Source organism: Hydrogenophaga sp. NFH-34 (assembly GCF_021401345.1).
GTDB lineage: Bacteria > Pseudomonadota > Gammaproteobacteria > Burkholderiales > Burkholderiaceae_C > Hydrogenophaga > Hydrogenophaga electricum.
This window is the reverse complement of sequence record NZ_JACBGE010000005.1, coordinates 166,073-192,733: the sequence shown is the minus strand read 5'-3', so window position 1 is coordinate 192,733 and position 26,661 is coordinate 166,073. Positions and strand designations below refer to the sequence as shown.

Sequence of the window (26,661 nt, the reverse complement as noted above, 5' to 3'; positions counted from 1 at the left end):
GGGTTTGTAACCGGTCGGTGTCCGGGTGTGCATTTCTGCCGGCTTGGCCCGATGGTCAGGGGCTGCCGTCGCGGTTACGATCCGCCCTCCAGACCGACCACAACCCCAGGAGGCCCGCGCCGATGCCCGAAGACATGACCTTTCTGTTGCAGGCCGTGACCTGGCCACTGGTGTTGCTGGTGGCCTGGTTCCTGGGGGAGCGTCTGAACGAGTCGGCGGGCATTCCCCGGGTCAGCAGTTACGTGGCGGTGGGGCTGGTGGCCAGCCTGTTCAACCTGCCCGGGGTGACCGAGTCCGTGCCGGGCTTGCCGTTCCTGGCCAATGTGGCGCTGTCGCTGGTGCTGTTCGAACTGGGCTACCGCATCCATCTGCGCTGGTTCCGCCACAACCCCTGGGTGTTGGTGCTCGGGCTGGTGGAATCGGTGCTGACTTTTGCGCTGGTGTATTTCGCCGCCGGCTGGTTCGAGCTGCCGGTGGACACCCGGCTGATCATCGCGTCGCTGTCGGTCTCGGCCTCGCCGGCCGGTATCGTTCGCGTGGCCAACGAACTGCGCAGCACCGGCCAGGTGACCGAGCGGGTGCTGCACCTGTGCGCCATCAACTGCATGGTGGCGGTGCTGGCGCTCAAGCTGGTGGTGGGGTACTGGCACCTGTCCACCTCGGGCGACATGGTGCAGGCCGTGCTGGGCAGCGTGCACGTGCTGGTGACGTCGGTGGCCGCCGGCGCGCTGCTGGGCGTGGCCATGCCGGCGTTGCTGCGGGCCCAGCGCATCCAGGCGCGTGACGTGACCCTGGTGTTCGCGCTGGCGGTGCTGCTGCTGACGACCCTGTCCTACGGGCTCAAGCTGTCTCCGCTGCTGGCCGCACTGACTTTCGGCATCGTGGCCCGCGAGCGCCGCGTGCACCTGACCAACGCCCAGCGCGGTTTCGGCACGGCGGGCGATCTGCTCAACATCTTCATGTTCGTCTACATCGCCGCCCTGCTGGACTGGCGGGCGGTGCCCGCGGGCCTGGCGCTGGGGCTCACGCTGATGGTGGTGCGCACGGCCTCCAAAGTGCTGTGCAACGTGGCTGCGGCGCGGCTGTCGGGCAGCACCGAGCGCAAGGGCGTGCTGGCCGGGCTGGCGCTCATGCCGATGTCGGCCTTTGCCATCCTGCTGCTGGAGCAGAGCCGCATCCTGGGCTTTGCCCCGGCGCGCGATGTGCTGGCGGTGATGGCCTTCATGATGCTGGTGCAGGAACTGCTGGGCCCGCTGGTCACGCAGCGCGCCTTGCACGCCGCGGCCGAAACCCACGTCACCCAGGAGCCCTGAACCATGCCGTTGGAAACCTTCAAGGTCTCCGAGTCGCTGACCCTGGGGGTCGAGCTTGAACTGCAACTGGTCAACACCTACGACATGGACCTGTCCAGCAGCGCCAACGACCTGCTGGAACTGCTGCGGCGCAAGCCTTTCCCGGGCATGGTCACGCCGGAGATGACGCAGAGCATGATCGAGATCGCCACCGACGTGCAGAGCGAACACGGGCCGTTGCTGGCGCAGTTGCGCGCCATTCGCGACACGCTGGTGCATGCGTGCGACCGGCTCAACATCGAGATCGCCGGGGGCGGCACCCACCCGTTCCAGCGCTGGTTCGAGCAGCGCATCTTTTCCAAGCCACGCTTCCAGGAGCTGTCGGGCCTGTACGGCTACCTGGCCAAGCAGTTCACGGTGTTCGGCCAGCACGTGCACGTGGGCTGCAGCTCGCCCGACGAGGCGCTGTTCCTGCTGCATTCGCTCAACCGCTACGTGCCGCACTTCATCGCGCTGTCGGCCTCGTCGCCGTTTTCGCAGGGGGTGGACACGCTGTTCGACTCAGCGCGCCTGAATTCGGTGTTCGCGTTCCCGCTGAGCGGGCGGGCGCCGTTCATGCTGAGCTGGGAAGAGTTCGCCAATGTCTACTTCACCAAGATGGAGAGCACCGGCGTGGTCAAGTCGATGAAGGACTTCTACTGGGACATCCGGCCCAAGCCCGAATACGGCACCATCGAGCTGCGTGTGTGCGACACGCCGCTGACGGTGGAGCGCGCCGCCGGCCTGGCCTGCTATCTGCAGGCGCTGTGCCGCCATCTGCTGGAGCGCAACGAGCCGCCGCCGGAGGAAGACGACTACCTCGTCTACACCTACAACCGCTTCCAGGCCTGCCGCTTCGGCCTGGACGGCATGATGGTCAATCCCAAGACGCGCGAGCAGATCAGCATCCGCGAAGACGTGCTGGCCACCCTGCGCAAGATCGCCCCCCATGCCGACGCGCTGCAGTCCCAGGCCGCGATGGACGAGATCGAACGCACGGCCGCGCGCGACGGCAACCACGCCAGCTACCTGCGCAAGTGTTACGCCGCCAGTGGCAGCGTTCAAGGCGTGGTGGCGGCCAGCGTCGAGGCCTTGCGGGCCTGAAATCCCCGCATCTGCCCGGCTCCGACGGCGTCCGGAGGCCGGAAAAGCCGGGGGTTTTCCGGTCAGTTCCGGCTTTGTCGGGCGGCTTCCTACACACGGCATGGCAGGGCGCCGACTTAACCTTCTGAAACAGCCCAAATACAGTTTGTGACATCGACAAACGAATTGTCATCGCCACAAACCCCCCGCTTTTCAGGACACCGCCATGAACTCCGCTGCCAACCGCCTCAACCCCTTCGTGCTGATGCTGGACCCCGAAGCCGTGATCAGCGCCATGGAAAGCAGCCGGCCGCTGCGCAGCCTGCGCCAGCGCGTGTGCCGGCCGCTGGACAAGCCGTTGATCCCGATCACGCATCCGCAGACCCAGGCTTTCGACGCCGCCATCGATGAAGACGCCTTCACCGACGGCGGGTGCGACTGGTACGCCCAGGCCCAGCCGGCGCTGCACGCCGTGCACTGAGCGCGGCCTTTCAAAGGGGGCGCCGCGTCCAGGGACGGGGCCGGCGCGATCCCCAGGGCTTCAGGCGCACCGGTCGCCCCGCGCCAACGGGCCTGCGGTCCTACAATCGGCGCTCCCCGGTTCTGCCGCCTCCCCCGCCCAATCCGTCACCGACGTGGAATTTTCCGTTGCCCTGCAATATGTGTTGCCCAAGCAGGCGTTGACCCGCCTGGCCGGGCGGCTGGCGCGCGCCCAGGCTGGCGCTCTGACCGAGATGGCCATCCGCCGCTTCATCCAGCGTTACGGGGTGGACATGTCCGAGGCGGCCAACCCGGACCCAGCCAGTTACCGCAGCTTCAACGAATTCTTCACCCGGACCTTGCGCCCCGGGGCGAGGCCGTTGTCGGCGGCCGATTTCCTGTGCCCGGTCGATGGCGCCATCAGCCAGTTCGGCCCGATTCAGCGCGACCAGATCTTCCAGGCCAAGGGGCATCACTATTCCACGCAGGCCTTGCTGGGGGGCGACGCGGGGCTGGCCAGCCAGTTCGACGACGGCGACTTCGCCACCATCTACCTCAGCCCGCGCGACTACCACCGCATCCACATGCCCAGCGCCGCGCGGCTGCGCCGCATGATCCACGTGCCGGGGGCGCTGTTTTCGGTCAATCCCGCCACGGCCCGCGGCGTGCCCGGCCTGTTTGCGCGCAACGAGCGGGTCGTGTGCCTGTTCGACGTGCCGCACGGCCCGCGGCACGAGAAACGCCCCTTTGCCCTGGTGCTGGTGGGGGCCACCATCGTCGGCAGCATGGCCACCGTCTGGCATGGCGTGGTGAACCCGCCGCGCCCCGGTCAGGTGCGGGAATGGCCGTACGACGACCAGAGCTTTGTGCTGGATCGCGGCGAAGAAATGGGCTGCTTCCTGCTGGGTTCCACCGTGGTGATGCTCTGGCCCCGGCACACGATCGACTTCAACCCCCATTGGCAGCCGGGCCTCGCGGTGCGCATGGGCCAGGCCATGGGCACGGCCGTGCCCGACGAACCCGACACCCTTCCCCATCCTCAGGACCTTTCATGACCACGCTCGGCACCCCGCTTTCCCCTTCGGCCACCCGCGTCATGCTGCTGGGCAGCGGCGAACTGGGCAAGGAGGTGCTGATCGCGCTGCAGCGCCTGGGCGTCGAGACCATTGCGGTCGACCGCTACGACAACGCGCCCGGCCAGCAGGTGGCGCACCATGCGCGCACCATCACCATGAGCGACCCGGCGCAGCTCAAGGCGCTGATCGAGGCCGAACGCCCGCACCTGGTGGTGCCTGAGATCGAAGCCATCGCCACGCCCATGCTGCAGGAGCTGGAGGCGGCGGGCGTGGTGACCGTGATCCCGACGGCGCGCGCCGCGCGCCTGACCATGGACCGCGAGGGCATCCGCCGCCTGGCGGCCGAAACCCTGGGTCTGCCCACCAGCCCCTACCGGTTCTGCGACTCGCTGGCCGAGCTGCAGGCGGCCATCGACGCCGGCATCGGCTACCCCTGCATCGTCAAGCCGGTGATGAGTTCCAGCGGCAAGGGCCAGAGCAAGATCGACGGACCGGCCGACGTGCAGAAAGCCTGGGATTACGCCATGGCCGGCGGCCGGGTGAGCCACGGACGGATCATCGTCGAGGGCTTCATCGACTTCGACTACGAGATCACGCAACTGACGGTGCGCGCCAAGGGCGCGGATGGCGCCGTCCAGACCCACTTCTGCGACCCGATCGGCCACGTGCAGGTCGGTGGTGACTATGTCGAGAGCTGGCAGCCCATGGCCATGTCGGCGGCCGCGATCGACCAATCACGCCAGATCGCCAAGGCCGTGACCGACGATCTGGGCGGCCTGGGGCTGTTTGGCGTGGAACTGTTCGTCAAGGGTGATCAGGTCTGGTTCAGCGAAGTCAGCCCGCGCCCGCACGACACCGGCCTGGTCACGCTGTGCACCCAGCACCAGAGCGAGTTCGAGCTGCACGCGCGCGCCATCCTGGGCTTGCCGGTCGACACCCGCCTGCGCAACCCGGGCGCCAGCGCCGTGATCTACGGTGGTGTCGACGCCCAGGGCATCGTGTTCGATGGCGTGGACGAAGCCCTGGCGGTGCCCGGCACCGATCTGCGCCTGTTCGGCAAGCCCGAGAGCTTCACCAAGCGCCGCATGGGTGTGGCGCTGGCGCGCGCCGAGACCACCGATGCCGCGCGGGCGAACGCCAAGCTGGCGGCGAGCAAAGTGCAGCCGCGCAGGGGCTGAAGCCGTCCGAACGGTGCGCCTTCATGCAGGGGCACCGTGGAACCGGCTCCGCTGGGCCACAGGTGCTGCCCCTCTGCCCAGCGCCGCGTGGCGGCGCGCAAGAGCGGGGGGAGGCCGCGTCAGCGGCGCAGGGGGGTGACCCTGCTACTCGTGTCGCAAGGCGTCGATCGGGTTCAGTCGAGCAGCGCTGCGGGCCGGGAAATAGCCGAACACCACGCCGATGGCGGCCGAGAACACAAAGGACAGCAGGTTCACGCTGGCGTTGAACTGGTAGGGCACGTTCATGACGGCCGACAGGCCAATCGATGCCAGGGTCGCCAGCACGATGCCGGCCAGCCCGCCCAGGGCGGCCAGGACCACGGCTTCAATCAGGAACTGCAGCAGCACCTCGCGTTCGAGCGCGCCGATGGCCAGGCGCAGACCGATTTCGCGCGTGCGCTCGGTGACGCTCACCAGCATGATGTTCATGATGCCGATGCCCCCCACCAGCAGGCTCACGGCGGCCACGGCGCCCAGCAGCATGGTCATCACCTGGGTGGTGCCCGAGAGCGTGTCGGCGAGCTGCTTGGTGTCCAGCACGTTGAAGTTGTTCTCGTCGCTGTCGGCCAGCTTGCGGCGTTCGCGCAGCAGTTGCGTCAGGCTGGCCGTGACACGCGCGGGGTCGGCGCCGTCGGCCATGGACACCAGCAGGGTGTTGACCCGCGTGTTGCCGGTGATGCGCCGCTGCAAGGTGTTCAGCGGCATCAGCACCATGTCGTCCTGGTCGTTGCCGAAGGCGCCCTGGCCCTTGGAGCCGAGCACGCCGATGACCTCGCACGACATGGCCTTCACGCGCAGTTGCGAGCCGACGGCGCTGCCGCTGCCGAACAGCTCGCGCTGCACGGTCTGGCCGATCAGACACACGGCCGCGCCGGCGCGCAGCTCGTCGTTGGTGAACTCGCGCCCGTCTGCGATGGTCCAGTTGCCGGTCACCAGCCACTGGTTGGTGCTGCCGATGATGCTGCTGCTCCAGTTGCGGCCACCGGCCACGATGGTGGTGCCGGTGCGGGCTTCGGGTGCCACGGCGGTCACGCCGCCGATCTGACTGGCAATGGCATCGGCATCGGTGTCCTTGAAGGAGGGCGCGCCACCACTGCCACCAGGCCCCATGCGTTGGCCGGGGCGGATCTGCAGCAGGTTGGTGCCCAGGCCGGAAATCTGGTTCTGCACCGCCATCGTGGCGCCGTTGCCCACGGTCACCATGGTGATCACGGCGCTGACGCCGATCACGATGCCGAGCACGGTCAGGAACGAGCGCAGCAGATTGCGGCGGATCGAGCGCAGCGCGAGGATGAGGGTGTTAAGCCACATGGCCGGTCTCCGGGGTGGGGCGCAGCAGCAGGGGCTCGTTGGGCTCATCGCTGGCGACCACGCCATCGACAAAGCGCACGATGCGCCGGGCATAGACGGCCATGTCGGGCTCGTGGGTGACCATCAGCACGGTGATGCCCTGCTCGGTGTTCAGGCGCCAGAGCAGCTCCATGATTTCGTGGCTGCGCTGGGTGTCCAGGTTGCCGGTCGGCTCGTCGGCCAGCAGCACCTGGGGTTCGGTCACGATGGCGCGCGCGATGGCCACCCGCTGCTGCTGCCCGCCCGAAAGCTCGGCCGGGGTGTGGTGTTCCCATCCCTTGAGGCCGACTTTGTCGAGGGCGCGACGGGCCGCTTCGTGACGCTGCGCGGCGGGCTCACCCCGATAGACCAGGGGCAGCTCGACGTTTTCCTGGGCCGAGGTCCGTGCCAGCAGGTGAAAGCCCTGGAACACGAAGCCCAGGTAACGGCGGCGCAGGCGGGCCCGCTCGTCGCGCGAGAGGTTTTCCACGTGCACGCCGCGAAACAGGTATTCGCCCCCGCTGGGCACGTCCAGGCAGCCCAGCGTGTTCATGGCCGTGGATTTGCCCGACCCGCTGGGCCCCATGATGGCAACGAAGTCGCCGGCCTCGATGTCCAGGTCCACGCCCCGCAGGGCGAGGAAGGCGGTCGCGCCCTCGCCGTAGGTCTTGGTGATGTTGCGCAGCCGGATCAGCGCAAGGGTGCCGGTGTCTGTCATGAGCGGCTGCCTCCGGCGCGCTGCTCGATGATGACGGGCATGCCCGCTTCCAGGCCTTCGCCCGTGACCTCGGTCATGCGGCCGTCGCTGATGCCGGTGCGCACCGATACCGCGGCCGGCTGGCCGTCGCGCAGCACCCAGATCTGGCGCGGGCCGGCCCCGCCGCCGCGGCGATCGACGCCGGCGGTCTTGGGCGTGTTCGAGCGCGGCGGGCGCGGCATGATCTTGGACAGGATGCCGCCATCGCTCGATGCACTGGCGCTCGCGGGCGCAGCGCCGGCGCTGGCTGGCGTGAAGCGCAGCGCCGTGTTGGGCACCAGCAGCGCGCCCTGGCTTTCCTTGGCCACGATGGTGGCCGACGCGGTCATGCCCGGGCGCAGGCTGAGGTCGGCGTTGTCCACGCCCAGCGTGGTCGTGTAGGTGACCACGTTGTCGGTCTTGGTGGAGCCGAAGGCCACGCGCTCGATGGTGGCCGGGTAGCGGCGGGATGGGAAGGCGCTGACGGTGAAGGTGGCTTTCTGCCCCGCCTGCACGGCCCCGACGTCGGCCTCGTCGACCGCCACGTCCAGTTTGAGCTGGGTCAGGTTCTCGGCGACCGAGAACAGCGTGACCGCCTGCAGCGAGGCTGCGACCGCGTTGCCCGGGTCGACCGAGCGCGAGAGCACCACACCGTCGATGGGCGAGCGGATGGAGGCCTTGGACAGGTTGGTTTCGTTGGTCGAGAGCGTGGCGCGCGACTGTTCGACGCTGGCACGTGCCGCGTTTTCGGCGGCCACCGCCCGCTCGACGGCGGCCCGTGCGGTGTCGAGTTCGGTGGCCGACGGCACCTTGCCGCCGGACAGGCGCGCGACCTCTTCGTAGCGGGCCAGCGAGGCCTGGGCTTCCTTCAGCGTGGCGCTGGTCTGGGCCAGCGAAGCTTGCGCGGAAGCCAGCCCTGCGCGGGCCTGGGTGACCTGGTCGACCAGCTTGGCCGTGTCCAGCTCGACCAGCACCTGCCCGGCTTTGACGCGGTCGTTCACATCCACGAGCACCCGTTTGACGGTGCCCGAGAGTTCGCTGCCGACGTTGACCGAGCGCGTGGGCTGCAGCGTGCCGTTGGCCGCGACCGTCAGGGTGATGTCGCCGCGTTTGACGGCCTCGGTCAGGTAGACCGGTGCGGCCCGCGACTGCTGCTGGGCTTGCCAGACGTACAGGCCGCCGCCGGCCAGGGCCAGCACGGCCAGGCCTGCCCACAGCGAGGTGCGCTGCCACCAGCGCGGGGGGCTGTCCTGGCCCAGCAGGTCCTGGAGTTCGGCGGAGGTGGCTTCCTTCTTCTTGCTCATGGTGTGTCCGGCGTGAGGGGGTTCGATGTCAGCGGGTCGACGCGGGTTCGGTGGAGGTGGCCGCTTCGGGATTCCAGCCGCCGCCCAGCGCCTTGTACAGGCGCACGTGGTCGGCCGCGATGCTTGCCTGGGTGCTGGCCACGCTGTCCTGGGCGGACAGCAGGGTGCGCTGCGTGTCCAGCACGGTGCGGAAGTCGATCAGGCCGCTGCTGTAGCGCTGGCGGGCCAGCAGGTCCGCGTTGGCGGCAGCCTGCTGGGCGCTCTGCTGGCGGACCAGTCGCTCCTGGTCACCGCGCAGGGCCAGCAGCGCGTCTTCCACGTCCTGCAGGGCCGTGAGCACGGCGGCCTCGTAGTTCACGCGCGCGGCTTCGAGCGCGGCTTCCTGTGATTGCACCTGGGCGCGGCGCGTGCCGCCGTCGAACAGGGGCAGCGAAATGCTCGCGAGCAGGCTGTTGGCGATGGTGGCGCCGCTGCCCAGTCCCGACAGCGTCAGCGCCGACAGGCCCACCGAACCCCCGATGCGCAGGCTCGGATAGCGGTCGGCTTCGGCCGCGTCCAGGCGGGCCAGGGCGGCACCGATGCGGTATTCGGCGGTGCGCACATCGGGCCGCTGGCGCAAGACCTCGGCCGGGATCGCCAGGGCCAGCGTGGCAGATGCCTGGGGCACCGGGGCAGCGCTGGCAAGGCGCTCGTTCAGGGCGCCCGGGGCCTGGCCGGTCAGTACCGCCAGGGCGTTGAGGTTCTGGCCGATGCTGGTCTGCAAGGCCGGCACCTGGGCGGCCGTCTGTTCGTACGCCGCCAGGGCCTGCTCCACGTCCAGCGAGGCGGCCAGTCCGGCTTGCGCGCGCCAGCGGGTGATCTGCAGGGTCTCCGCCTGGGCGGCCAGGCTGGCCTGGGCGATGGCCAGGCGCTGTTGCAGGCCGCGCAGGTCGATGTAACCCAGGGCGACTTCGGCGGCCAGCGAAACCTGGGCATTGGCCAGCGTGGTGCCGGCGGCCGCCAGGTCGGCCTCGCTGGCCTGCGCCGTGCTGCGGTTGGCGCCAAACAGATCGGGCTCCCAACTGGCGTCCAGCCCGGCCTGGAAACGGTTGCTGGCGGCCGCATCGCCGCTCTTGCTGCGCTGGCCCGAGCCCGACCCGGTCAGCGTGGGCCACAGGCCCGCCTGCGCGGCATCGCGCTGGGCACGGGCTTGTTGCAGCGAGGCTTGCGCGCTGCGCACCGAGGTGTTGGCCTGCAGGGCCTGGGTGATGAGGGCGGTGAGCTCGGCATCGCCGAAGCGCTGCCACCAACTGGCCAGGGCGGTGGCGCTGCCGGCCTCGGCAGGCGCGGTCCGCCACTGGGCGGGCGTGGCGATGGCGGGCAGGTCGGCGGTTGCGGGGGCCGACAGGCTGGCACAGCCGGTGAGCACGGCCAGGCTGATCGCGCCGATGGCGGCGTGCAGGGGGCGCCGTGCGGCTGCGGCGTGAAAAGGGGCGTCGGGCAGGGCGGTCATGGTGTGAGTGTCAGAGCACCCGGCATCGGGGCACGGAACCGATTGTGGCGACCTTTGCATTCCGTTCCATGGCGATTGTGTGAAGTTCCTGTAAACGCCGACGCGGGCTCGGAAATGCGCTGGCGCGCACCGGTCTGCTCAGGTGGCGGTGCCATAATTCGGGGCATATCCTTTCGGAGATTGCCATGGAAAGCACGCCCCCCAGTTGTGTGCTTTCAGCCTCTACCGGGACTGCCTGAGCGCCGTGGATCCTGCGGTGGCTGATACGGGCGGCCGGTCGGCTGAAAGCGCCGCCGAACCCTGAGGCCCTCGCCTCGCTCCGTTTCGCCCAGTCCACCGTCCAGCCGGGAGCGCCCCATGCTCAACGTCTTCACCCTGGCCAATGGCCGCCTGTTCCAGGAAGAAATCGAGTCGCTCGAAGAGCTGGCCCGGTTCAAGCCCATCTGGGTCGACCTGGAAGACCCCACGCCCGAGGAGCGGCGCTGGGTCAAGCAGCATTTTGGTCTGTCCATCCCCGAAGATGCGATGGACGACGACATCGAGGAGTCGGCGCGTTTCTTCGAGGAAGACAACGGCGAGCTGCATGTGCGCTCGGACTTTCTGATCGATGACCCCGAAGACCCGCGTGCGGTGCGGGTGGCCTTCATCCTCAACGAACACAACGACAGCCTCAAGAGCCGGGGCGTGCTGTTCTCCATCCACGACGAGGACGTGCCGGTGTTCCGCCTGCTGCGCATGCGCGCACGCCGCATGCCGGGCCTGATCGAGGACGCCAAGGACGTGCTGCTGATGCTGTTCGACGCCGACGCCGAGTACTGCGCCGACACGCTGGAAGACATCTACGACGATCTGGAGCAGGTCAGCCACAAGGTGCTCTCCAGCGAAGCGACCGACAGCGCGCTGGGCGAGGCGCTGGGTGCCATCGCCCGGCACGAGGACATGTCGGGCCGCATCCGCCGCAACGTGATGGACACGCGCCGCGCCGTCAGCTTCATGATGCGCAGCCGGCTGCTGAGCGCCGAGCAGTTCGAGGACGCGCGCCAGATCCTGCGCGATCTGGATTCGCTCGATGGCCACACCGCGTTCCTGTTCGACAAGATCAACTTCCTGATGGACGCGACGGTCGGTTTCATCAACATCAACCAGAACAAGATCATCAAGATCTTCTCGGTGGCCAGCGTTTCGCTGCTGCCCCCCACGCTGGTGGCCAGCAGCTACGGCATGAACTTCCAGTTCATGCCCGAGCTGCAGTGGAAGCTGGGGTATCCCTTCGCCATCGTGCTGATGATCATCTCGGCCGTGGTGCCGATGATCTATTTCCGCAAGCGGGGCTGGTTGAGGTAGGCCCCGTCTGGCCAGGTCAGCGCCGTCCTGCACGCCGACAGACGGCCATTCCAACCTAGGGAAATCCCTCGAAAGCCAACAGGTTTTCTTGCCTACATTCTTGCATACAAGATTTGTATTTCTAACTTGTCGAGGAGAAAAGGTGGCCAAGTTTTTCAAGTCCCTGTTCGGGCAGGTGTTGCTGGCCCTGCTGCTGGGCATTGCCCTGGGGTTCGTATCGCCGGAGCTGGCGGTCAAACTCAAGCCCTTGGGTGATGGATTCATCAAGCTCATCAAGATGATCATCCCGGTGCTGGTCTTCTGCGTGGTGGTGCATGGCATCGCGGGCGCAGGTGATCTCAAGCGGGTCGGCCGGGTTGGCGTCAAGGCGCTGATCTATTTCGAGGTCGTCACCACCATCGCCCTGTTGCTGGGCCTGGTGCTGGCGTTCTGGTTCCAGCCCGGCGTGGGCATGAACGTGAACCCGGCCACACTCGACGCGTCTGCCATGAGTGCCTACGCCAGCAATGCGGACAAGCTCACCAGCGGAGGCACGGTGGAGTTCCTGATGAAGCTGATTCCCACCACGGTGGTGGCGGCTTTTGCCAACGGCGATGTGCTTCAGGTGCTGCTGTTTGCCGTGCTGTTCGGCTGCGCCCTGGCTTTGCTGGGCGAACGTGGTGCGCCGGTGGCGGGTTTCATCGACACGCTCTCGCAGGTGCTGTTCAAGATCATGGGCCTCATCATCAAACTCGCCCCGCTGGGCGTGCTGGGTGCCATTGCCTTCACCGTGGGCAAATACGGCCTGGGTTCGCTCAAGCAGTTGGGCATGCTGGTGTTGCTGTTCTACGGCGCTGTGATCTTCTTTGTCTTTGTGGTGCTGGGTCTGATCATGCGCATGGCCGGCTTCAGCATCTTCAAGTTGTTGCGCTATCTGCGCGAGGAACTGGCCGTGGTGTTTGCCACCACATCGTCCGACAGCGTGTTGCCGCAGATCATGGCCAAGCTGCGCGGCATGGGCATCAAGGACTCCACCGTGGGTCTGGTCATTCCCACCGGCTATTCCTTCAACCTGGACGCGTTCTCCATCTACATCACGCTGGCGGCGGTGTTCATTGCGCAAGCCACCAACACCCCCATCTCGATGTCGGACCTGCTGGCCATCCTGGCGATCTCGCTGGTCACCAGCAAAGGTGCCCATGGCGTCCCGGGTTCGGCCATCGTGGTGTTGGCTGCCACATTGCATGCCATTCCGGCGATTCCGGCCATTGGGCTGGTCCTGGTGCTGTCGATTGACTGGTTCATGGGCATCGCCCGGGCACTGGGCAACTTGATCGGCAACTGCGTGGCCACCGTGGTGGTCGCGGCCTGGGAAGGTGACATTGACCGCACCAAAGCCCATGCCGTGCTGGACGGCAGGGAACAGCCCCGATTGGAATGACCGAGGAGTCCAGGCGGCGCAAGGCGAAGGCGTTACAGTGTTCGGCTGATGTCCACCCAGCTTGAAATCGCCCAACGAGTCGTCGAATCCATCCTGGCGCAGCAACTCGCGCCTGGGCAGCGGCTGGGCGAACAGGAGCTGGCCGACCTCTTCCAGGTCAGCCGCACCATGGTGCGCGAAGCCCTGATGCAGTTGCAGGCCAGGGGGTTCGTGGAGGTGCGGCCGCGCAAGGGCTGGTATGTGGTGGAGCCGTCCATGGACGACGCGCGGGACGCATTCTCGGCCCGCCGCATCGTCGAGGCCGGCATCCTGGCGCCACCCGCGACCGAGCCCACGGAGGAAGGCCGCCCTCTGCAGCAGGTGGCCCGAGCCTTGCGCCGCCATATCGAACAGGAGCGTCTGGCCATCCAGCAGGACGACGCTGCCACGAGGGCTTTCATGCTGGCGGATTTCCATGTGTGTCTGGCGGAAAACCTGGGCCACCGCTTGCTGTGCGACGTGCTGCGCGATCTCACGGCCCGCACCACGCTCGCCGCCACGCTCTACCAGTCCACCCATGACGCCAGACAGTCTTGTGATGAGCACGCCGCCATCGTGGCGGCGCTGGAGGCTGGTGATCTGCCGTTGGCACGGCGGCGCATGCTCGACCACATTGGCCACGTCGAACGCGCCTTGAGTGCGGAGGTTCCGCAGCGCGAAGACCGCCTGAGGCAGGCGCTGTCGCCCGTCACGGGTGCGCGCAAGACGCGCTGAGCCGCCTCAGGCCATCAGCTCGCGAACGATGGCACCGCTGTAGCGGCTGGCCACGTCGCGCAGGAAGCGCGGGAAATCCACATGGGCATCGTCATCGGCGCGGTCCGAAATGGTTCTCACCACCGCCAGCGGCACGCCAAAATCGTGGCAGACCTGCGCAAATGCCGCCCCCTCCATTTCCACCGCCAAGGCCTCGGGCAGCTCGCGTTGCAGCTTGGTGCTTTCGGCTGTGGTGGCCACGAAGCGGTCGCCGCTGATCAGCAAGCCCTGGTGCAGGCGCGGGGTCTGAAGAGCGAAGGCCTGAACGGTGCTGGCGTCCAACTGTGGGGGCAAGGCGCCCAGCATGCGCTCGCAAGCCAGTGCCAGCGCATCGGCCAAGCCGCTGTCGGCGTCAAAGCGGGCACGCCCGTAACCCGGCACCTCATGGCGCGGAAACAGCGGTGAGGCATCCATGTCGTGTTGCAGGAAGCTGCGGGCCAACACCACGTCCCCGACCCGTACACCCGGCCCAAGGCCACCGGCCACGCCAGTGAACACGATGCGTTGCACGTGAAAACGCTCTATCAACAGCGTGGCCGTGGTGGCTGCCGCCACTTTGCCGATGCCGCTGAGCACCGCCACCACCTCCTGCCCGTGCAGATGCCCGACCCAGAACGCCCGGCCCCCGATCACCTGCTTCTGCTCATCGGGCATGAGGGCCAGCACGCTGGCGAGCTCGTCGTGCAGGGCGGCGACGATGGCGGTACGGGGCGTCTTGTTCATGGGCGCATTGGACCAGAAGCCTGTGCGCGATCAGAGCGTGGACAGCGTCGAGAACGTGGCACAGCCGCATCGCGCTGTCCCTGAGGGAAGGACAGGCTGTGCGCGGCGGGCTACTTCTTGTCGCGCAGTTCGCGGCGCAGGATCTTGCCGACCGGGGTCTTGGGCAGTTCGGTGCGGAACTCGATCACCTTGGGCTGCTTGTAGCCCGTGAGGTTGGCCTTGCAGAACTCGCGCACCTGTGCTTCGGTCAGGGATTCGTCCTTCTTCACGATCACCAGTTTGACCGCTTCGCCCGAGCGCTCGTCGGGCACACCGACCACCGCGCATTCGAGCACGCCGGGCATCGTGGCCACCACGTCTTCGACCTCGTTGGGGTAGACGTTGAAGCCGCTGACCAGCACCATGTCCTTCTTGCGGTCGACGATCTTGAAGTAGCCCTTGTCGTCCATGACGCCGATGTCGCCGGACTTGAAGTACCCGTCGGCGGTCATGACCTTGGCGGTCTCGTCGGGGCGCTGCCAGTAGCCGGCCATCACCTGCGGGCCCTTGATCGCGATCTCGCCGGGCTGGCCCACGGGCACCTGGTTGCCGGCATCGTCGATGCACTTCATCCAGGTGTTCGGCAGGGGCACGCCAATGGTGCCGGTGAAGGACGTGTTGGTGACCGGGTTGCAACTGGCCGAAGGGCTGGTTTCCGACAGGCCGTAGCCTTCGCAGATCGGGCAGCCGGTCTTGTCCAGCCAGAGCTTGGCCACCGCGCCCTGCACGGCCATGCCGCCGCCCACGGACACCTTGAGGTTCTTCCAGTTGACGGTGCCGAAGTCGGGGTGGTTGGCCAGGCCGTTGAACAGGGTGTTGACGGCCGGGAAGCTGTGGAAGGTGTGCTTGGACAGCTCCTTGAGCACGGCCGGCAGGTCCCGCGGATTGGGGATGAGCAGGGTCTTGCCGCCGGTGCGCAGGCTCAGCATCATGTTCACGGTGAACGCGAAGATGTGATACAGCGGCAGGGCGCAGACGCTGGTGGGCTGCTCGCTGGCCGGCACCTTCTTCATGACCGGATCGTTCCAGGCCTCGGACTGCAGCACGTTGGCGATCACGTTGCGGTGCAGCAGCACCGCGCCCTTGCTCACGCCCGTGGTGCCGCCGGTGTACTGCAGCACGGCCACGTCGTCGGGTCCGATGTCGGGCTGGCGCAATGTACCGCGACCGCCGCGCGCGATCGCGTCGTTGAAGCGCACCGCCTGGGGCAGGCTGAACTCGGGCACCATCTTTTTGACGTTGCGCACCACGTAGTTGACGATGGCGCCTTTGAGCAGGCCCAGCAGGTCACCCATGGCCGCCAGCACCACGTGCTTGACCGGGGTCTTGGCCAGGCAGGCCTCCAGCGTGGCCGCAAAGTTTTCGATGATGACGATGGCCTTGGCGCCCGAGTCCTTGAGCTGGTGCTCCAGCTCGCGGGCCGTGTACAGCGGGTTGACGTTGACCACCACGTAGCCGGCGCGCAGGATGCCGGCCACCACCACGGGGTACTGGGGCACGTTGGGCATCATGATGGCGACCCGGTCGCCCTTGGCCAGCCCCAGGCCCTGGAGGTAGGCGGCGAAGGCCCGCGAGAGCGCATCGGTCTGGGCGTAGGTCACCTCCTTGCCCATGAAGCTGTAGGCCGTGCGCGGCGCGAAGCGCGTGAAGCTGTCCTCGATCAGGTGCACCAGGGAAGGGTACTGGTCCACGTCGATGTCGGCGGGAACCCCTTCGGGGTAGGCGCCCAGCCAAGGGCGGTCGGCCGTTGCAGCGGTCATGCTTGTCTCTCCGGGTGGATGTGTGCGGACTCGGGTCGGAAACTTAAGATTGTGGAACGAAAATCGAACGACCGTTCTCCTGTTTTTCCCTGAGCCCGTTCGGAAAGCCTACTTCACTTTTGGAAGCGCTGCTGCCGCCGCACCCCGGCCCGCTGCGGCGCTGCTCACAGCATGGAACTGCTCTATCTGATCTTTGATGCCAGCGACGATGGCCAGGGCCTGGGCTGCTGGGAGGCCATGGCCAGCGTGCCGTCCGGTGAGCAGGACGCCGTGGTGGCCGAGGCGCGCCGGGTGCTGGCGGCGGCCGAGCGGCAAGGCCCCGGGCCCCGCGGCCCGCAGGAGGAGGGCGGGGTTTGGGACGCCGAGCTGCAGGTGCGGCCTGACGGAGCCTGGGTGGTGGTGACGCTGACGCTCACCGGCCCCTGGGACTGGGGCGAGGCGCTGCTGGGGCGTTAGCTTCAGCGCACGCGCTGCACGTCCAGCGGCGCCACCGCCGCAGCCTGGTTGCCCCAGCTCTGGCGGATGAAGCTGGCCACGGCCGCCACTTCCCCATCGCCGAGCAGCGTGCGGAAGGGGGGCATGCCGTAGGGTTGCGGATGCCGCGCCGTGGCGGGGGCGAAGCCGCCGCTGAGGATGGCCTGCAGGGTGTTGACCGGTGAATCCATCTGCACCACGCGGTTGCCCGCCAGGGCCGGGTAGGCGCCTGCGGCCCCCTGGCCCGCGTCGCCGTGGCAGGCCGCGCACTGCTGGCCGTACAGGCGCTCACCCAGCGCGCGCTGGGCCGGGTCGGCCGGCTCGAAAGGTGGCGCCGGGCGGCTGTCGGTGGGCAGGGTGCGCAGAAAACCGGCCAGGGCGGCCAGGTCGTCGCCGTGCAGGTACTGGGTGCCGTGGAACACCACCTCGGCCATCGGGCCCAGCACGCTGGCATCCGCGGTCTGACCGCCCTGCAGCAGAGCGACGATCTGGTCTTCGCTCCAGTGCTGCACGCCGGCCTCGCGCGGGTCGCGCAGCGAGGGCGCCCACCAGCGCCCGTCGGGCATCCGGTTGCCGCCCCAGACCGTTGCGGGACCACCCCAGGCGTTGCGCGTGGTGTGGCAGGCGGCGCAATGGGCCACGGTGGCCACGTAAGCGCCCCGGTTCCACGCGGCGCTGCGTTGCGGATCGGGCTCGAAGCGGCCGGCGTCAAAGAACAGCAGCCGCCACACCGCCAGGGCAGCCTGGGTGCTGTAGGGGAAGCGCAGGGTGTGGGGCGGTGTGGCCTGGGCCACCGGTGGCAGGCTGCGAAGGAAGGCGTAGAGCGCGTCGGTGTCGGCGTCGCTCAAGCGGGTCGTGTGGTCGTAGGGGAAGGCCGGGTAGAGCAGGCGCCCGTCGCGCGATCGGCCCTCGTGCAGGGCGCGGCGGAAAGCCTCGGCCGACCAGTGGCCGAGGCCGGTGGCGGGATCGGGCGTGAGGTTGCTGGCAAACACCGTGCCGAACGGGGTGGCGACGCCGTGGCCGCCCGCGTACGGCTGGCCGCCCCGGGCGGTGTGGCAGGCCATGCAGTTGCCGGCCTGCGCGAGGTAGGCGCCACGCGCCACCTGCGCGGACGGGGCGGCGGGCGTGTCTGCCGGCACCGCCGGCAGGGCCGGTGCGCGCATTTCCAGCAGCACGAGCACGGCCAGCAGGGCCACGGCCAGGCCCAGCACGGCCAGTGCGATCTTCAGCGGGCGCGTCATGGCCGGGCTCCCGGCGCGGCATGGGGTACCAGGCCACAGCGCAATGGCAGGGGCTGGGTCGCGGGCGGGGCCGGGTGGGCCGGCACGGGCACCGGTTGTGCAGCCAGCCAACTGGCCACGGCCGAGGCGTCTTCGGGCGACAGCCGGCGGACGATGTCGGCCATGCAGTCCGGCGCGAAGGCCTGGCGCAGGCCGGTTTGCCAGGCGCCCAGCTGGCCCAGCAGGTAGTCGCGGGGCAGACCGAGCAGCCCGGGAACGGCCGGGCGCACGCCGGTCAGGGCGCTGCCGTGGCAGGCCGTGCAGGCGGGCAGTTGCCGGGCCGGGTCGCCCTGGCGCACCAGCTGTTCGCCGCGCGCGCGCAGCGTGGCGCTGCCCTCGGGCGGCGGTGGGGGCGGGTACGGCAGGTCCAGGTTGGCGAAGTGGTCGGCGATCTCACGCAGGTAGCCGTCGCTCAGGTGGTCGAGCAGCGCGGTCATGCCGGCGTTGTTGCGCCGGCCATCGCGGAAGTGCAGCAACTGGTGGTACAGGTAGCCGGCGGGCTTGCCGGCGATGCGTGGGAAGTAGCCGCTGTTGGTCGACCGGCCCTCCTTGCCGTGGCAGAGCGTGCAGGCCTGCAGGCGCTGGGCCAGGGTGTCGGGCACGGTGTGGGGATCGGTCGGCCCGGCCGCCTGCACGGCGGGGGCGGTCAGCAGGGTCAGCGTCAGGGCCAGGCAGTGGCCCAGAGCCAGAAAGGGAATCCGGTATCGCAGCATGGGCCGCAGACCATACCATGGAGCCCCCCGCCATTCCGTCGCCCGAGAGCCTGACCATGACCGACGCCGCTCCCTTGCCCGATCCCGCCCGTTGCCCGCTGTGTGGGGGCGACAACCGCTGCGCGATGGAGATCGAGCGCGCCACCGGTGTGCCGCAGGGGCCTTGCTGGTGCATGGACCAGCATTTCAGCGCCGACCTGCTGGCCCGGCTGCCCGCGCAGACGCGCGGCCAGGCCTGCATCTGCGCGCGCTGTGTGGCGGCGTCGGCCGTCAGCGGGTCGGCTTGCGCCCCGGCCGCCGGCGGCTGAGGCGCGGGCCCGGGGCGGATTCAGCTCAGGCGGACCGGCACGAAGATGCGGTCGCCGTCGCGCTGGATCAGCAGCGCCACAGACTTCTGGGCCTTGGCCACCGCAGCACGCACCTGCTCGATGTTGTGCACGGGTGTGCCGTTCACGGCCATCAGCAGGTCGCCGGGCTGCACGCCGGCCCGGGCCGCCGCCCCGGCCACGTTTTCGATGACCAGGCCGTCCACGCCCACCTGGTGCTTTTCCTGCGGTTGCAGAGGCCGCAGGGCCAGGCCCAGGCGGCCCTGGTCCAAGTTGCTGCCGGCCGCGGCGGTCTCGGTCTTCTTGGGCGTGGCCGCGTCGCCGAGCCGGGCGTCGATGGTCTGGGGCTGGCCCTGGCGGACCACGTCCAGCGCCACCTTGTCGCCAGGCGCGGCCTGGCCGATGAGCGCCGGCAGGTCGCCCGAGGCCACGATGGACTGGCCGTTCAGGCGCAGGATCACGTCGCCCACCTTCAGGCCGGCCTTCTCGGCGGGGCCGCCGGGTTCCACGCCGGAGACCAGCGCGCCCTCGGGCTTGTCGAGCCGGAACGAGTCGGCCAGCGCCTGGTTGACTTCCTGCACCGTCACGCCCAGACGCGCATGGCTGGCCTTGCCGGTGGCGACGATCTGGTCCTTGACCTTGCTCGCCAGTTCGATGGGAATGGCGAACGACAGGCCCTGGTAGCCGCCCGAGCGGCTGTAGATCTGCGAGTTGATGCCGACCACCTCGCCGCGGGCGTTGAACAGCGGCCCCCCGGAGTTGCCGGGGTTGACGGCCACGTCGGTCTGGATGAAGGGCACCAGGCTGTCGTCGGGCAGCGAGCGGCCCTTGGCGCTGACCACGCCGGCGGTCACGCTGTTTTCAAAACCGAACGGCGAGCCGATGGCCAGCACCCATTCGCCCACGCGCAGGTCGCGTGTGGTGCCCAGCGTCACGGTGGGCAGGTTGTGGGCATCGATGCGCAGCACGGCCACGTCGGTCTTGGGGTCGGCGCCCAGCACCTTGGCCTGGAATTCGCGCCGGTCGGTGAGCTTGACCGTGACCTCGCTGGCATCGCGCACCACGTGCGCATTGGTCAGGATCAGGCCGTCGGGGCTGACGATGAAGCCCGATCCCTGGGCGTGCACGGGCTGTTCGCTGGGTGTCTGCTCACCTTGCTGGAAGCGCCGGAAGAACTCGTAGAACGGGTCGCTGGGGTCGATGCCCGGGGCGCTGGTGGCGCCTTCGTCGGCCGTCTTGCGCAGGCCGCTGACGCTGATGTTGACCACGGCCGCGCCCTGGTGGGCGGCGATCTGTGCGAAGTCGGGTGTGCCGGCGATGGTCGCGGGTGCCGGTGCGGTCAGGGTGGCCACCGGCGGTTGGCTGGTGGCGCCTGCGTGCGTGCCCGTGAAGTAGGTCGCGCCCGCGCCGCCGATCACGCCGGCGGCTGCGAGGGCCAGAACGAGGCGGGTGGGGGTGAGGGTCTTGAGGTCCATGTGCGCTCCTGGGGGAAGCCGTTGGTTGAACAGGACTTCAATGTGGGCGCACTCGCTTAGACCGGACTTAATGGAACGGCCGGGGCCATCGTGGCGGAAGGGAGAGGGAGTCGAACCCACCGGCCGCGCTTGGCGCAACCCGCCGGGTTTGAAGCCCGGGCATCCCACCGGGGACGCTTCCCTTCCGTTGTGCGTGAGCGTCAGTCCGGGCCCGCGGGGTGGCCGAACAGCGTGGTCCCGGGGCGGGGCAGGTGTTCGTCGCGCACGCGCCGGGTGAAGCCGACGCGGTCGAAGAACTCCAGCACCTGAATGGCCCGCTTGCGGCCGAGCCCGCTGGCGTCGCGGAAGCTGGCCGCCTGCAGGCCCCGGGGACCGCTCTGGCAGTCGCGGGCCAGGCCGGCCAACTGCTCCAGGGTCAGGATCGGATAGTACAGGTCTTTGACCACCTGGAAGACCTCGCCGCGCCGCGCCATGCGCGCCAGCGTCTGCCGCACCAGCGTCTCGGCACAGCCAAGGTCCTGGGCCAGGGTGCGCACCCAGGGCGGATCGAAGCCCCCCGCCAGCAGGGCGGGCAGCAGCCGCTGCGCCAGCGCCTGTTCGGCCTCGCTCAGACGCGCTTCGTGTTCGGGCAGGTGCAGCCAGTGGGCACTGCGCACGATGGCCTGGCGGGCCACCAGGTCGTCGATGGCGTGCTGCCACAGCGCGTCGCTGGCGCGGGGCGCCGCCAGGCGCCTGAGACGCCGGCTGTCGGGGCCGATTTCGTCGGGCGCGCCGGCGTGGAAGGTGCGCAGACGGTCCACCACGCCGGCCTGCAAGGCGGCCAGGGCGGCGGGGGTGATCGCCAGTTCGCCCCGCTCCAGTTGCAGGGTGCCCGCAGGCAGCGGCAGCGCGTCGGGCGTGACCAGGCCTTCGGCGCGGGCGGTCTGGCGCAGGTCCAGCCCGAGCGGCGCCTGCGCCAGCAGCGCGGCCAGACGCTCGGCCCGGTCGGGCAGCGCCAGGGCGTTCAGCGCGGCCAGGCGCTCGGGGGTGCGGCGGTAGCGCTGGGGCGCGAACGGGTCGAGCACGCGCACGCCGGCCAGGGTGCGGCTGGCGGCGGCATCGCGCAGCACGCCGCGGTCGCCGTGCCAGGCGGCCACGCTGCCGTGCAGCACCAGTTGCGCCAGCGCGCGCTGGCCGGGCGCCAGCGTGTCGGTGTCGAGCAGCACCACGCTGCCCATCCGGTCGCTGGTGCCCAGGTGGATGTGCACCGGCGTGCCCGAGCGCAGTGCCTTGGCCTCGTCGGGCCAGAGGCTGATCTGCACGTCGATCCGGGTGGTGGTCAGCGCGATGGCGGGGTGGCAGACCCAGTCGCCCCGGTGCATCTCGTCCTTGTCCACACCGGCCAGCGCCAGGGCGCAGCGCTGGCCCGGGTCGGCCCGTTTCGCAGGCCGGTTCTGCGCGTGGATGCCGCGCAGGCGCACGGGCCGCCCGGCCGGCACCTGCTGCAGCTCGTCGCCCACCCCGGCGTGGCCGGCGGCCACGGTGCCGGTGACCACGGTGCCGGTGCCGGCCAGGGTGAAGGCGCGGTCCACCGCCTGGCGGAAACCGATGCCGGGGGCCGGCGTGGCCGTGCCGGCCGCGGGGTCGTGGAGGCGCGCGGTGGCCAGCAGGTGTTCGCGCAGGGCCGCCACGCCTTCGCCGGTGTGGGCCGAGACGGGAAACAGGGGCGCGCCGGCCAGTGCCGTGGCGGCCAGCAGCGCCTGCACCTCGGCCTGCACGGCGGCCAGGCGATCGGCGCGCGCGGCCGGGTCGAGCCGGTCGATCTTGGTGAGGGCGACGCTGCCCTGGCGCACACCCAGCAGGGCCACCACGGCCAGGTGTTCGCGCGTCTGCGGCATCACGCCGTCGTCGGCGGCCACCACCAGCAGCACGTGGGCGATGCCCGTGGCGCCCGCCAGCATGGTGTGCAGCAGGCGCTCGTGGCCCGGCACGTCGACGAAACCCAGCGAGCAGCCGTCGTCGGCGTGCAGGTAGGCGTAACCCAGTTCAATGGAAATGCCGCGGCGTTTTTCCTCCGGCAGGCGGTCGGTTTCCACGCCGGTGAGCGCGCGCACCAGCGCGGTCTTGCCGTGGTCGATGTGGCCGGCGGTGCCGATGATCATGGGCGCTGCCGGCCGTTCAGGCCTGGGCCAGGGCTTCGGCGAGCCGGGGCAACTGGCCGGTGAAGGCGGCTTCGTCGCTGGCTTCGAGGCAGCGCAGATCCAGCCACAGCGCATCGCTGGCGATGCGGCCGATCACCGGGCGCGGCAGGCTGCGCAGCGCGGCTTCCAGCCGGGCCAGCGCGCGGCCGGCGCGGCGGGCGCTGGCCGGGGCGATGCACAGGCCGTGGCTGGGCAGGTTGTCGACCGGCAACGCGCCGCTGCCAATCTGGCTGAACATCGGGGCGCTGCTCGCGGTGTAGCCGCTGCCCAGCGCGGCCTGCAGGGGGGGCAGCAGGGCGTCGGCCTGGGCGCGCATCTGGGCCGGCGCCCGGGTGAACAGGCGCAGCGTGGTCAGGCGCTGGGGCAGCAGATCGGGTGCAAGGTACAGGCGCAGCACGGGTTCGAGCGCGGCGAGCGTGAGCTTGCCCACGCGCAGCGCGCGCTTGAGCGGGTTCTTCTTGATCTTCGCGATCAGGTCCTGGCGGCCGACGATCAGCCCTGCCTGCGGCCCGCCCAGCAGCTTGTCGCCGCTGAAGGTGACGAGATCGGCACCGGCTTCGATCGTCTCGCGCACGGTGGCTTCGTGCGGCAGGCCCCACTGCGCCAGGTCGACCAGCGTGCCCGAGCCCAGGTCCACCGCCAGCGGCAGGCCGCGCGCGTGGGCGATGGCGGCCACCTCGGCTTCGGGAACGCTCTTGGTGAAACCGGTGACGGCGTAGTTGCTGCAATGCACCTTCATCAGCAGCGCGGTGCGGTCGGTGATGGCCTCGGCGTAGTCCTTGGCGTGGGTGCGGTTGGTGGTGCCGACCTCGACCAGCTTCGCGCCCGCACGGGCCATGATGTCGGGGATGCGGAAGGCGCCGCCGATCTCGACCAGTTCGCCGCGCGAGACGATCACCTCCTTGCGCGAGGCCAGCGCATTGAGCGTCAGCAGCACGCCCGCAGCGTTGTTGTTCACCACGGTGGCGGCTTCGGCGCCGGTGAGCTCGCGCAGCAGGTCGTTGACGAGGTCGTCGCGGTCGCCCCGGCCTCCGGTGGCGAGGTCGAATTCGAGGTTGGCGGGCGTGGTCAGCGCCTGCACCACGGCCTGCACGGCAGCGTCGGGCAGCAGGGCGCGGCCCAGGTTGGTGTGCAGCACGGTGCCGGTGAGGTTGAACACGGCCTTGAGGCGCGGCGCGAAGCGCGCGGCCAGGCGTTGGGCCACGGCATCGGCCAGGGCCGCCGGCTCGATCTGTGCCGGTGTCAGCTGGCCGGCCAGGGCCGCCGGGCGCAGGGCCTCCAGCGTGGCGCGCACGGCCTCGGTGGTGGCGTGGCCGCCGTGTTCGGCCGTCAGTGCCTGCAGCGCCGGCGCCGACAGCACGCGGTCCACCGCCGGCAGGCGCAGCGTGGGCGTCGGGGTGCTCACGCGGACGCTCCGGCGTCGCTCATGGGCAGCAAGGGGTTCATGCTGGCGCGCAGGAATTCGGTTTCGCCCATCAGCAGGTCCAGCAGCAGCGAGGCCAGATCGTCGGCCAGCGGTTCGGCCAGCGGGTCTTTTTCCTGGTTGACCAGCTTGCGGTAGGTGCGGCAGTCGCCGCAGGTTTCGGCCGTGACGACCTCGTCGGTGTGCGCGTCGCCGTCCTGCAGGCCCTGGTAGCGAACATGCCGGGTGGATTCGCAGTGGCTGCACTTGACGCGCACCATGTGCCATTCGGTGCCGCAGGTGCCGCAGTGCAGGTAGCGCAGGCCGGCCTCGCGCGCGCCGATGCGCAGCACGCTGACCACCGGCGGCGTGGCGCACACGGGGCAGATGGTGGCCGGGTCGGCGTAAGGGATGTCGCTGTCTTTCAGGCGGCTGGCACGGTCGGCAAACACCACCTGCAGCGCGGCCATGACCAGGGGGGCGGCCGCCAGGTCGTGGGCTTCGGTGTAGAGCCCGGCGAGCACGCGGCGGGCCAGGGCGTCGCGCGCGTCGGCCGGCAGGTCGCGCAGCGTGTCCAGCACCGGAGCCAGGGCGGGCGGCAGGGCCGGGGCCTGGCGGGCGGCGCCGATGAGCAGGTCCAGCACGCCCTGCCAGGCCGGGTCGATGTGGCCGGCCGCGGGCATCAGCGGCATGCCGTGCTGGCAGGCCTGGGCGATCAGCGCAGCGTCGGGCGCGCGGGTGCGGACCTGGGCCGCCGCGGCCTGCTGGGCCTTGACGATGTGGGCCAGGAAGCGCAGGTAGTCGCCAATGGGGTGGCCTTCGGCTTTCTGCGCCAGGCGCGCGGCCCGGTCGGCGAACAGGCTGACCGGTTGCGGCAGCCGCACGCGCAGCAGGCTGGTGCGGTCCAGGGCTTCGATATCACCGGGCTGGAGAATGCGTTGCACGTTCAGTTGATCCCAAAAAACACAGAGCCACCGCCCTCAAATCGAAGACCCGCAACGAATAAAGAAGCGCCAAATCGAGGGCGCGGTGGAACCGGCTTTGCCGGGCCACAGGCGCTGTCCCCCCTCGAAGCGCCTCGCAGCGGCGCGCTACGGAGGGGGGAAGCCGCGTCAGCGGCGCAGGGGGGGTTAATTATCCCCGGTCATTTTGCGGTACCAGCCGCGGTGGTGCTGTTTGGCCCAGGCGCGGGTGACGGTGCCGTACATCATGGCGCGGATGGTGCCGCGCGTCCAGATGGCCGCGTACACGTGCATGATGATCAGACCGATCATCCACACGGCGGCGATGGCGTGCACCACAGAGGCGATGCGCACCACGTCCACCGGCAGATTCAGCCAGGCGCGCCACATCAGCACGCCCGACACCAGCAGCAGCACCATGCCGACCACCAGGCCCCAGAACAGGACCTTCTGACCGCCGTTGTACTTGCCCTGCTCGGGCATGTCGTGGTCGTTGCCGTCCACCATCTTGTTGACGTTCTTGAGCCATTCGACGTCGCGCGGCTCGATCACGTTCAGACGCCAGAAGCGCAGCGCCATGATGACGAAGAACAGCATCATCACGACCCCGATGTAGGGGTGCAGGATGCGCGTCCACGGCCCGCCCCCGAACAGCTGTGTCAGCGGGAAGAAGGCCGGATGGAAGAAGGCCAGGCCCGAGAGCGCCAGCAGGATGAAGCAGATGCCGACCACCCAGTGGTTGGCCCGTTCGCCCGCGGTGTAGCGGACCAGGTCGCGGGGATTGCGTCTCATCGTGCGTCCTCCTGGGTGCCGGCCTCGGCCTCACGGTCCTTGCGGTCCATTTCGTCCTCCAGCTCCTTGGACACCTCGTTCGGTCCCTTGGTGATGAAGTGGAACAGGCTGCCCAGCGCGGCGGCTCCCAGGGCGGCCATGGCCAGCGGTTTGGCCATGCCCTTCCAGAGACTGACCATGGGGCTGATCTTCGGCGCATCGGGCAGGCCGGCGTACAGCGACGGCTTGTCGGCGTGGTGCAGCACATACATGACGTGCGTGCCGCCGACACCGGCCGGGTCGTACAGGCCGGCCTGGTCGAAGCCGCGTTCCTTGAGGTCGGCGATGCGCGTATCGGCCTGGTCCTTCATCGCCTTCTTGGTGCCGAACATGATGGCGCCGGTCGGGCAGGTGGTGACGCAGGCCGGCTCGCGGCCCACGGCCACGCGGTCCGAGCACAGGGTGCACTTGTAGGCCTTGTGGTCCTTCTTGCTGATGCGCGGCACGTTGAACGGGCAGCCGGTCACGCAGTAGCCACAGCCCACGCAGTGCTCTTCATGGAAGTCCACGATGCCGTTGGTGTACTGCACGATGGCGCCCGGCGACGGGCAGGCCTTGAGGCAGCCCGGGTCTTCGCAGTGCATGCAGCCGTCCTTGCGGATCAGCCACTCCAGGTTGCCGCTGGCCTCGTTCTCGTATTCGGTGAACTTCATCACCGTCCACGCGTTTTCGGTCAGGTCGGCCGGGTTGTCGTAGACCCCGACGTTGTGGCCCGGCTCCTGGCGCAGGTCGTTCCATTCCATGCAGGCGGTCTGGCAGGCCTTGCACCCGATGCACTTGGAGACATCGATGAGCTTGGCCACCTCGCCCGACTGCGGGGAGCGCGCCTGCGGAGCCGGTGTGGTGGTGGCGGACAGGCGTTTGATATCGAGTGATTGCAATGACATCCTGC

General features: G+C 69.3%; 24 protein-coding genes and 1 tRNA gene. 10 read left to right on the top strand and 15 right to left on the bottom strand.

Features of this window, described 5'->3' with window-relative positions:
* Nucleotides 1-122 precede the first annotated feature (122 nt).
* The 5 genes from L0977_RS06770 to purT all read left to right on the top strand — a co-directional run bounded on the left by L0977_RS06770 (nt 123) and on the right by purT (nt 5,148).
* Nucleotides 123-1,313: a cation:proton antiporter gene (locus L0977_RS06770; RefSeq protein WP_234264089.1), complete on the top strand. Its 1,191-nt coding sequence runs from the start codon at nt 123-125 to the stop codon at nt 1,311-1,313.
* A 3-nt stretch (nt 1,314-1,316) separates the two neighbouring features.
* Nucleotides 1,317-2,435, top strand: coding sequence for a YbdK family carboxylate-amine ligase (locus L0977_RS06765; RefSeq protein WP_234264088.1), 1,119 nt, complete (start codon nt 1,317-1,319; stop codon nt 2,433-2,435).
* Nucleotides 2,436-2,640: 205 nt separating this feature from the next.
* Nucleotides 2,641-2,895, top strand: a complete 255-nt coding sequence (locus L0977_RS06760; protein WP_234264087.1) for a hypothetical protein — start codon at nt 2,641-2,643, stop codon at nt 2,893-2,895.
* A gap of 154 nt (nt 2,896-3,049) precedes the next feature.
* A complete protein-coding gene (gene asd, locus L0977_RS06755; protein ID WP_234264086.1) occupies nt 3,050-3,949 on the top strand; it encodes an archaetidylserine decarboxylase in 900 nt (299 codons plus the stop codon).
* Nucleotides 3,946-5,148 carry a formate-dependent phosphoribosylglycinamide formyltransferase gene (purT, locus tag L0977_RS06750; RefSeq protein WP_234264085.1) on the top strand — a complete coding sequence of 401 codons (1,203 nt, stop codon included), beginning with the start codon at nt 3,946-3,948 and terminating at the stop codon, nt 5,146-5,148. The genes asd and purT overlap by 4 nt, the downstream gene beginning before the upstream one ends.
* 144 nt (nt 5,149-5,292) lie before the next feature.
* On the opposite strand, the gene L0977_RS06745 is transcribed toward purT, so the two are convergent.
* The 4 genes from L0977_RS06745 to L0977_RS06730 are packed head-to-tail and all read right to left on the bottom strand — an operon-like array spanning nt 5,293 to nt 10,048.
* Complete coding sequence (locus tag L0977_RS06745) at nt 5,293-6,498, bottom strand: ABC transporter permease (RefSeq protein ID WP_234264084.1); 1,206 nt, start codon at nt 6,496-6,498, stop codon at nt 5,293-5,295.
* Complete coding sequence (locus tag L0977_RS06740; protein WP_234264083.1) at nt 6,488-7,234, bottom strand: ABC transporter ATP-binding protein; 747 nt, start codon at nt 7,232-7,234, stop codon at nt 6,488-6,490. Before L0977_RS06740 ends, L0977_RS06745 begins: the two co-directional genes overlap by 11 nt.
* Complete coding sequence (locus tag L0977_RS06735; RefSeq protein WP_234264082.1) at nt 7,231-8,556, bottom strand: efflux RND transporter periplasmic adaptor subunit; 1,326 nt, start codon at nt 8,554-8,556, stop codon at nt 7,231-7,233. The genes L0977_RS06740 and L0977_RS06735 overlap by 4 nt, the downstream gene beginning before the upstream one ends.
* Nucleotides 8,557-8,584: 28 nt before the next feature.
* Complete coding sequence (locus L0977_RS06730; RefSeq protein WP_234264081.1) at nt 8,585-10,048, bottom strand: efflux transporter outer membrane subunit; 1,464 nt, start codon at nt 10,046-10,048, stop codon at nt 8,585-8,587.
* Nucleotides 10,049-10,405: 357 nt separating this feature from the next.
* Between L0977_RS06730 and corA the strand changes: the two genes are divergently transcribed.
* From corA to L0977_RS06715, 3 genes are all read left to right on the top strand, one after another.
* Nucleotides 10,406-11,392: a magnesium/cobalt transporter CorA gene (gene corA, locus L0977_RS06725; RefSeq protein ID WP_234264080.1), complete on the top strand. Its 987-nt coding sequence runs from the start codon at nt 10,406-10,408 to the stop codon at nt 11,390-11,392.
* Nucleotides 11,393-11,534: 142 nt separating this feature from the next.
* On the top strand, nt 11,535-12,812 hold the full coding sequence (locus L0977_RS06720) for a C4-dicarboxylate transporter DctA (RefSeq protein WP_234264079.1): 1,278 nt from the start codon (nt 11,535-11,537) through the stop codon (nt 12,810-12,812).
* A 48-nt stretch (nt 12,813-12,860) separates the two neighbouring features.
* Complete coding sequence (locus tag L0977_RS06715; protein WP_234264078.1) at nt 12,861-13,565, top strand: GntR family transcriptional regulator; 705 nt, start codon at nt 12,861-12,863, stop codon at nt 13,563-13,565.
* 6 nt (nt 13,566-13,571) lie between these two features.
* Here L0977_RS06715 and L0977_RS06710 read toward each other — a convergent pair whose 3' ends face one another.
* Together L0977_RS06710 and L0977_RS06705 are read right to left on the bottom strand one after the other, a co-directional pair.
* Nucleotides 13,572-14,327 (bottom strand): 5'-methylthioadenosine/adenosylhomocysteine nucleosidase, encoded by a 756-nt coding sequence (locus tag L0977_RS06710; RefSeq protein WP_234264077.1) that lies wholly within the window; start codon nt 14,325-14,327, stop codon nt 13,572-13,574.
* A 110-nt stretch (nt 14,328-14,437) separates the two neighbouring features.
* On the bottom strand, nt 14,438-16,126 hold the full coding sequence (locus tag L0977_RS06705; protein WP_234264076.1) for a long-chain-fatty-acid--CoA ligase: 1,689 nt from the start codon (nt 16,124-16,126) through the stop codon (nt 14,438-14,440).
* 171 nt (nt 16,127-16,297) lie between these two features.
* On the opposite strand from L0977_RS06705, the gene L0977_RS06700 reads away from it, so the two are divergent.
* Nucleotides 16,298-16,582: a hypothetical protein gene (locus L0977_RS06700; RefSeq protein WP_234264075.1), complete on the top strand. Its 285-nt coding sequence runs from the start codon at nt 16,298-16,300 to the stop codon at nt 16,580-16,582.
* Between the two features lie 2 nt (nt 16,583-16,584).
* On the opposite strand, the gene L0977_RS06695 is transcribed toward L0977_RS06700, so the two are convergent.
* Together L0977_RS06695 and L0977_RS06690 are read right to left on the bottom strand one after the other, a co-directional pair.
* Nucleotides 16,585-17,841, bottom strand: coding sequence for a c-type cytochrome (locus L0977_RS06695; RefSeq protein ID WP_234264074.1), 1,257 nt, complete (start codon nt 17,839-17,841; stop codon nt 16,585-16,587).
* Nucleotides 17,838-18,593, bottom strand: coding sequence for a c-type cytochrome (locus tag L0977_RS06690; protein ID WP_234264073.1), 756 nt, complete (start codon nt 18,591-18,593; stop codon nt 17,838-17,840). Before L0977_RS06690 ends, L0977_RS06695 begins: the two co-directional genes overlap by 4 nt.
* Before the next feature lie 17 nt (nt 18,594-18,610).
* Between L0977_RS06690 and L0977_RS06685 the strand changes: the two genes are divergently transcribed.
* The gene (locus L0977_RS06685; protein WP_442786614.1) at nt 18,611-18,901 is read left to right on the top strand and encodes a cysteine-rich CWC family protein; all 291 of its coding nucleotides are present in this window, start codon (nt 18,611-18,613) and stop codon (nt 18,899-18,901) included.
* Between the two features lie 20 nt (nt 18,902-18,921).
* On the opposite strand, the gene L0977_RS06680 is transcribed toward L0977_RS06685, so the two are convergent.
* From L0977_RS06680 to fdxH, 7 genes are all read right to left on the bottom strand, one after another.
* Entirely contained in the window at nt 18,922-20,394 is a 1,473-nt protein-coding gene (locus tag L0977_RS06680; protein WP_234264072.1) for a DegQ family serine endoprotease, read from the bottom strand.
* A 91-nt stretch (nt 20,395-20,485) separates the two neighbouring features.
* Nucleotides 20,486-20,580: transfer RNA gene (locus L0977_RS06675), tRNA-Sec, on the bottom strand.
* A 14-nt stretch (nt 20,581-20,594) separates the two neighbouring features.
* Nucleotides 20,595-22,535, bottom strand: coding sequence for a selenocysteine-specific translation elongation factor (selB, locus tag L0977_RS06670; protein ID WP_234264071.1), 1,941 nt, complete (start codon nt 22,533-22,535; stop codon nt 20,595-20,597).
* A 16-nt stretch (nt 22,536-22,551) separates the two neighbouring features.
* Nucleotides 22,552-23,979 carry an L-seryl-tRNA(Sec) selenium transferase gene (selA, locus tag L0977_RS06665; RefSeq protein WP_234264070.1) on the bottom strand — a complete coding sequence of 476 codons (1,428 nt, stop codon included), beginning with the start codon at nt 23,977-23,979 and terminating at the stop codon, nt 22,552-22,554.
* Nucleotides 23,976-24,920 (bottom strand): formate dehydrogenase accessory protein FdhE, encoded by a 945-nt coding sequence (gene fdhE, locus L0977_RS06660; RefSeq protein ID WP_234264069.1) that lies wholly within the window; start codon nt 24,918-24,920, stop codon nt 23,976-23,978. Before fdhE ends, selA begins: the two co-directional genes overlap by 4 nt.
* A gap of 186 nt (nt 24,921-25,106) precedes the next feature.
* A complete protein-coding gene (locus L0977_RS06655) occupies nt 25,107-25,730 on the bottom strand; it encodes a formate dehydrogenase subunit gamma (RefSeq protein WP_234264068.1) in 624 nt (207 codons plus the stop codon).
* Complete coding sequence (gene fdxH, locus L0977_RS06650; protein ID WP_234264067.1) at nt 25,727-26,656, bottom strand: formate dehydrogenase subunit beta; 930 nt, start codon at nt 26,654-26,656, stop codon at nt 25,727-25,729. Before fdxH ends, L0977_RS06655 begins: the two co-directional genes overlap by 4 nt.
* Nucleotides 26,657-26,661: the final 5 nt, after the last annotated feature.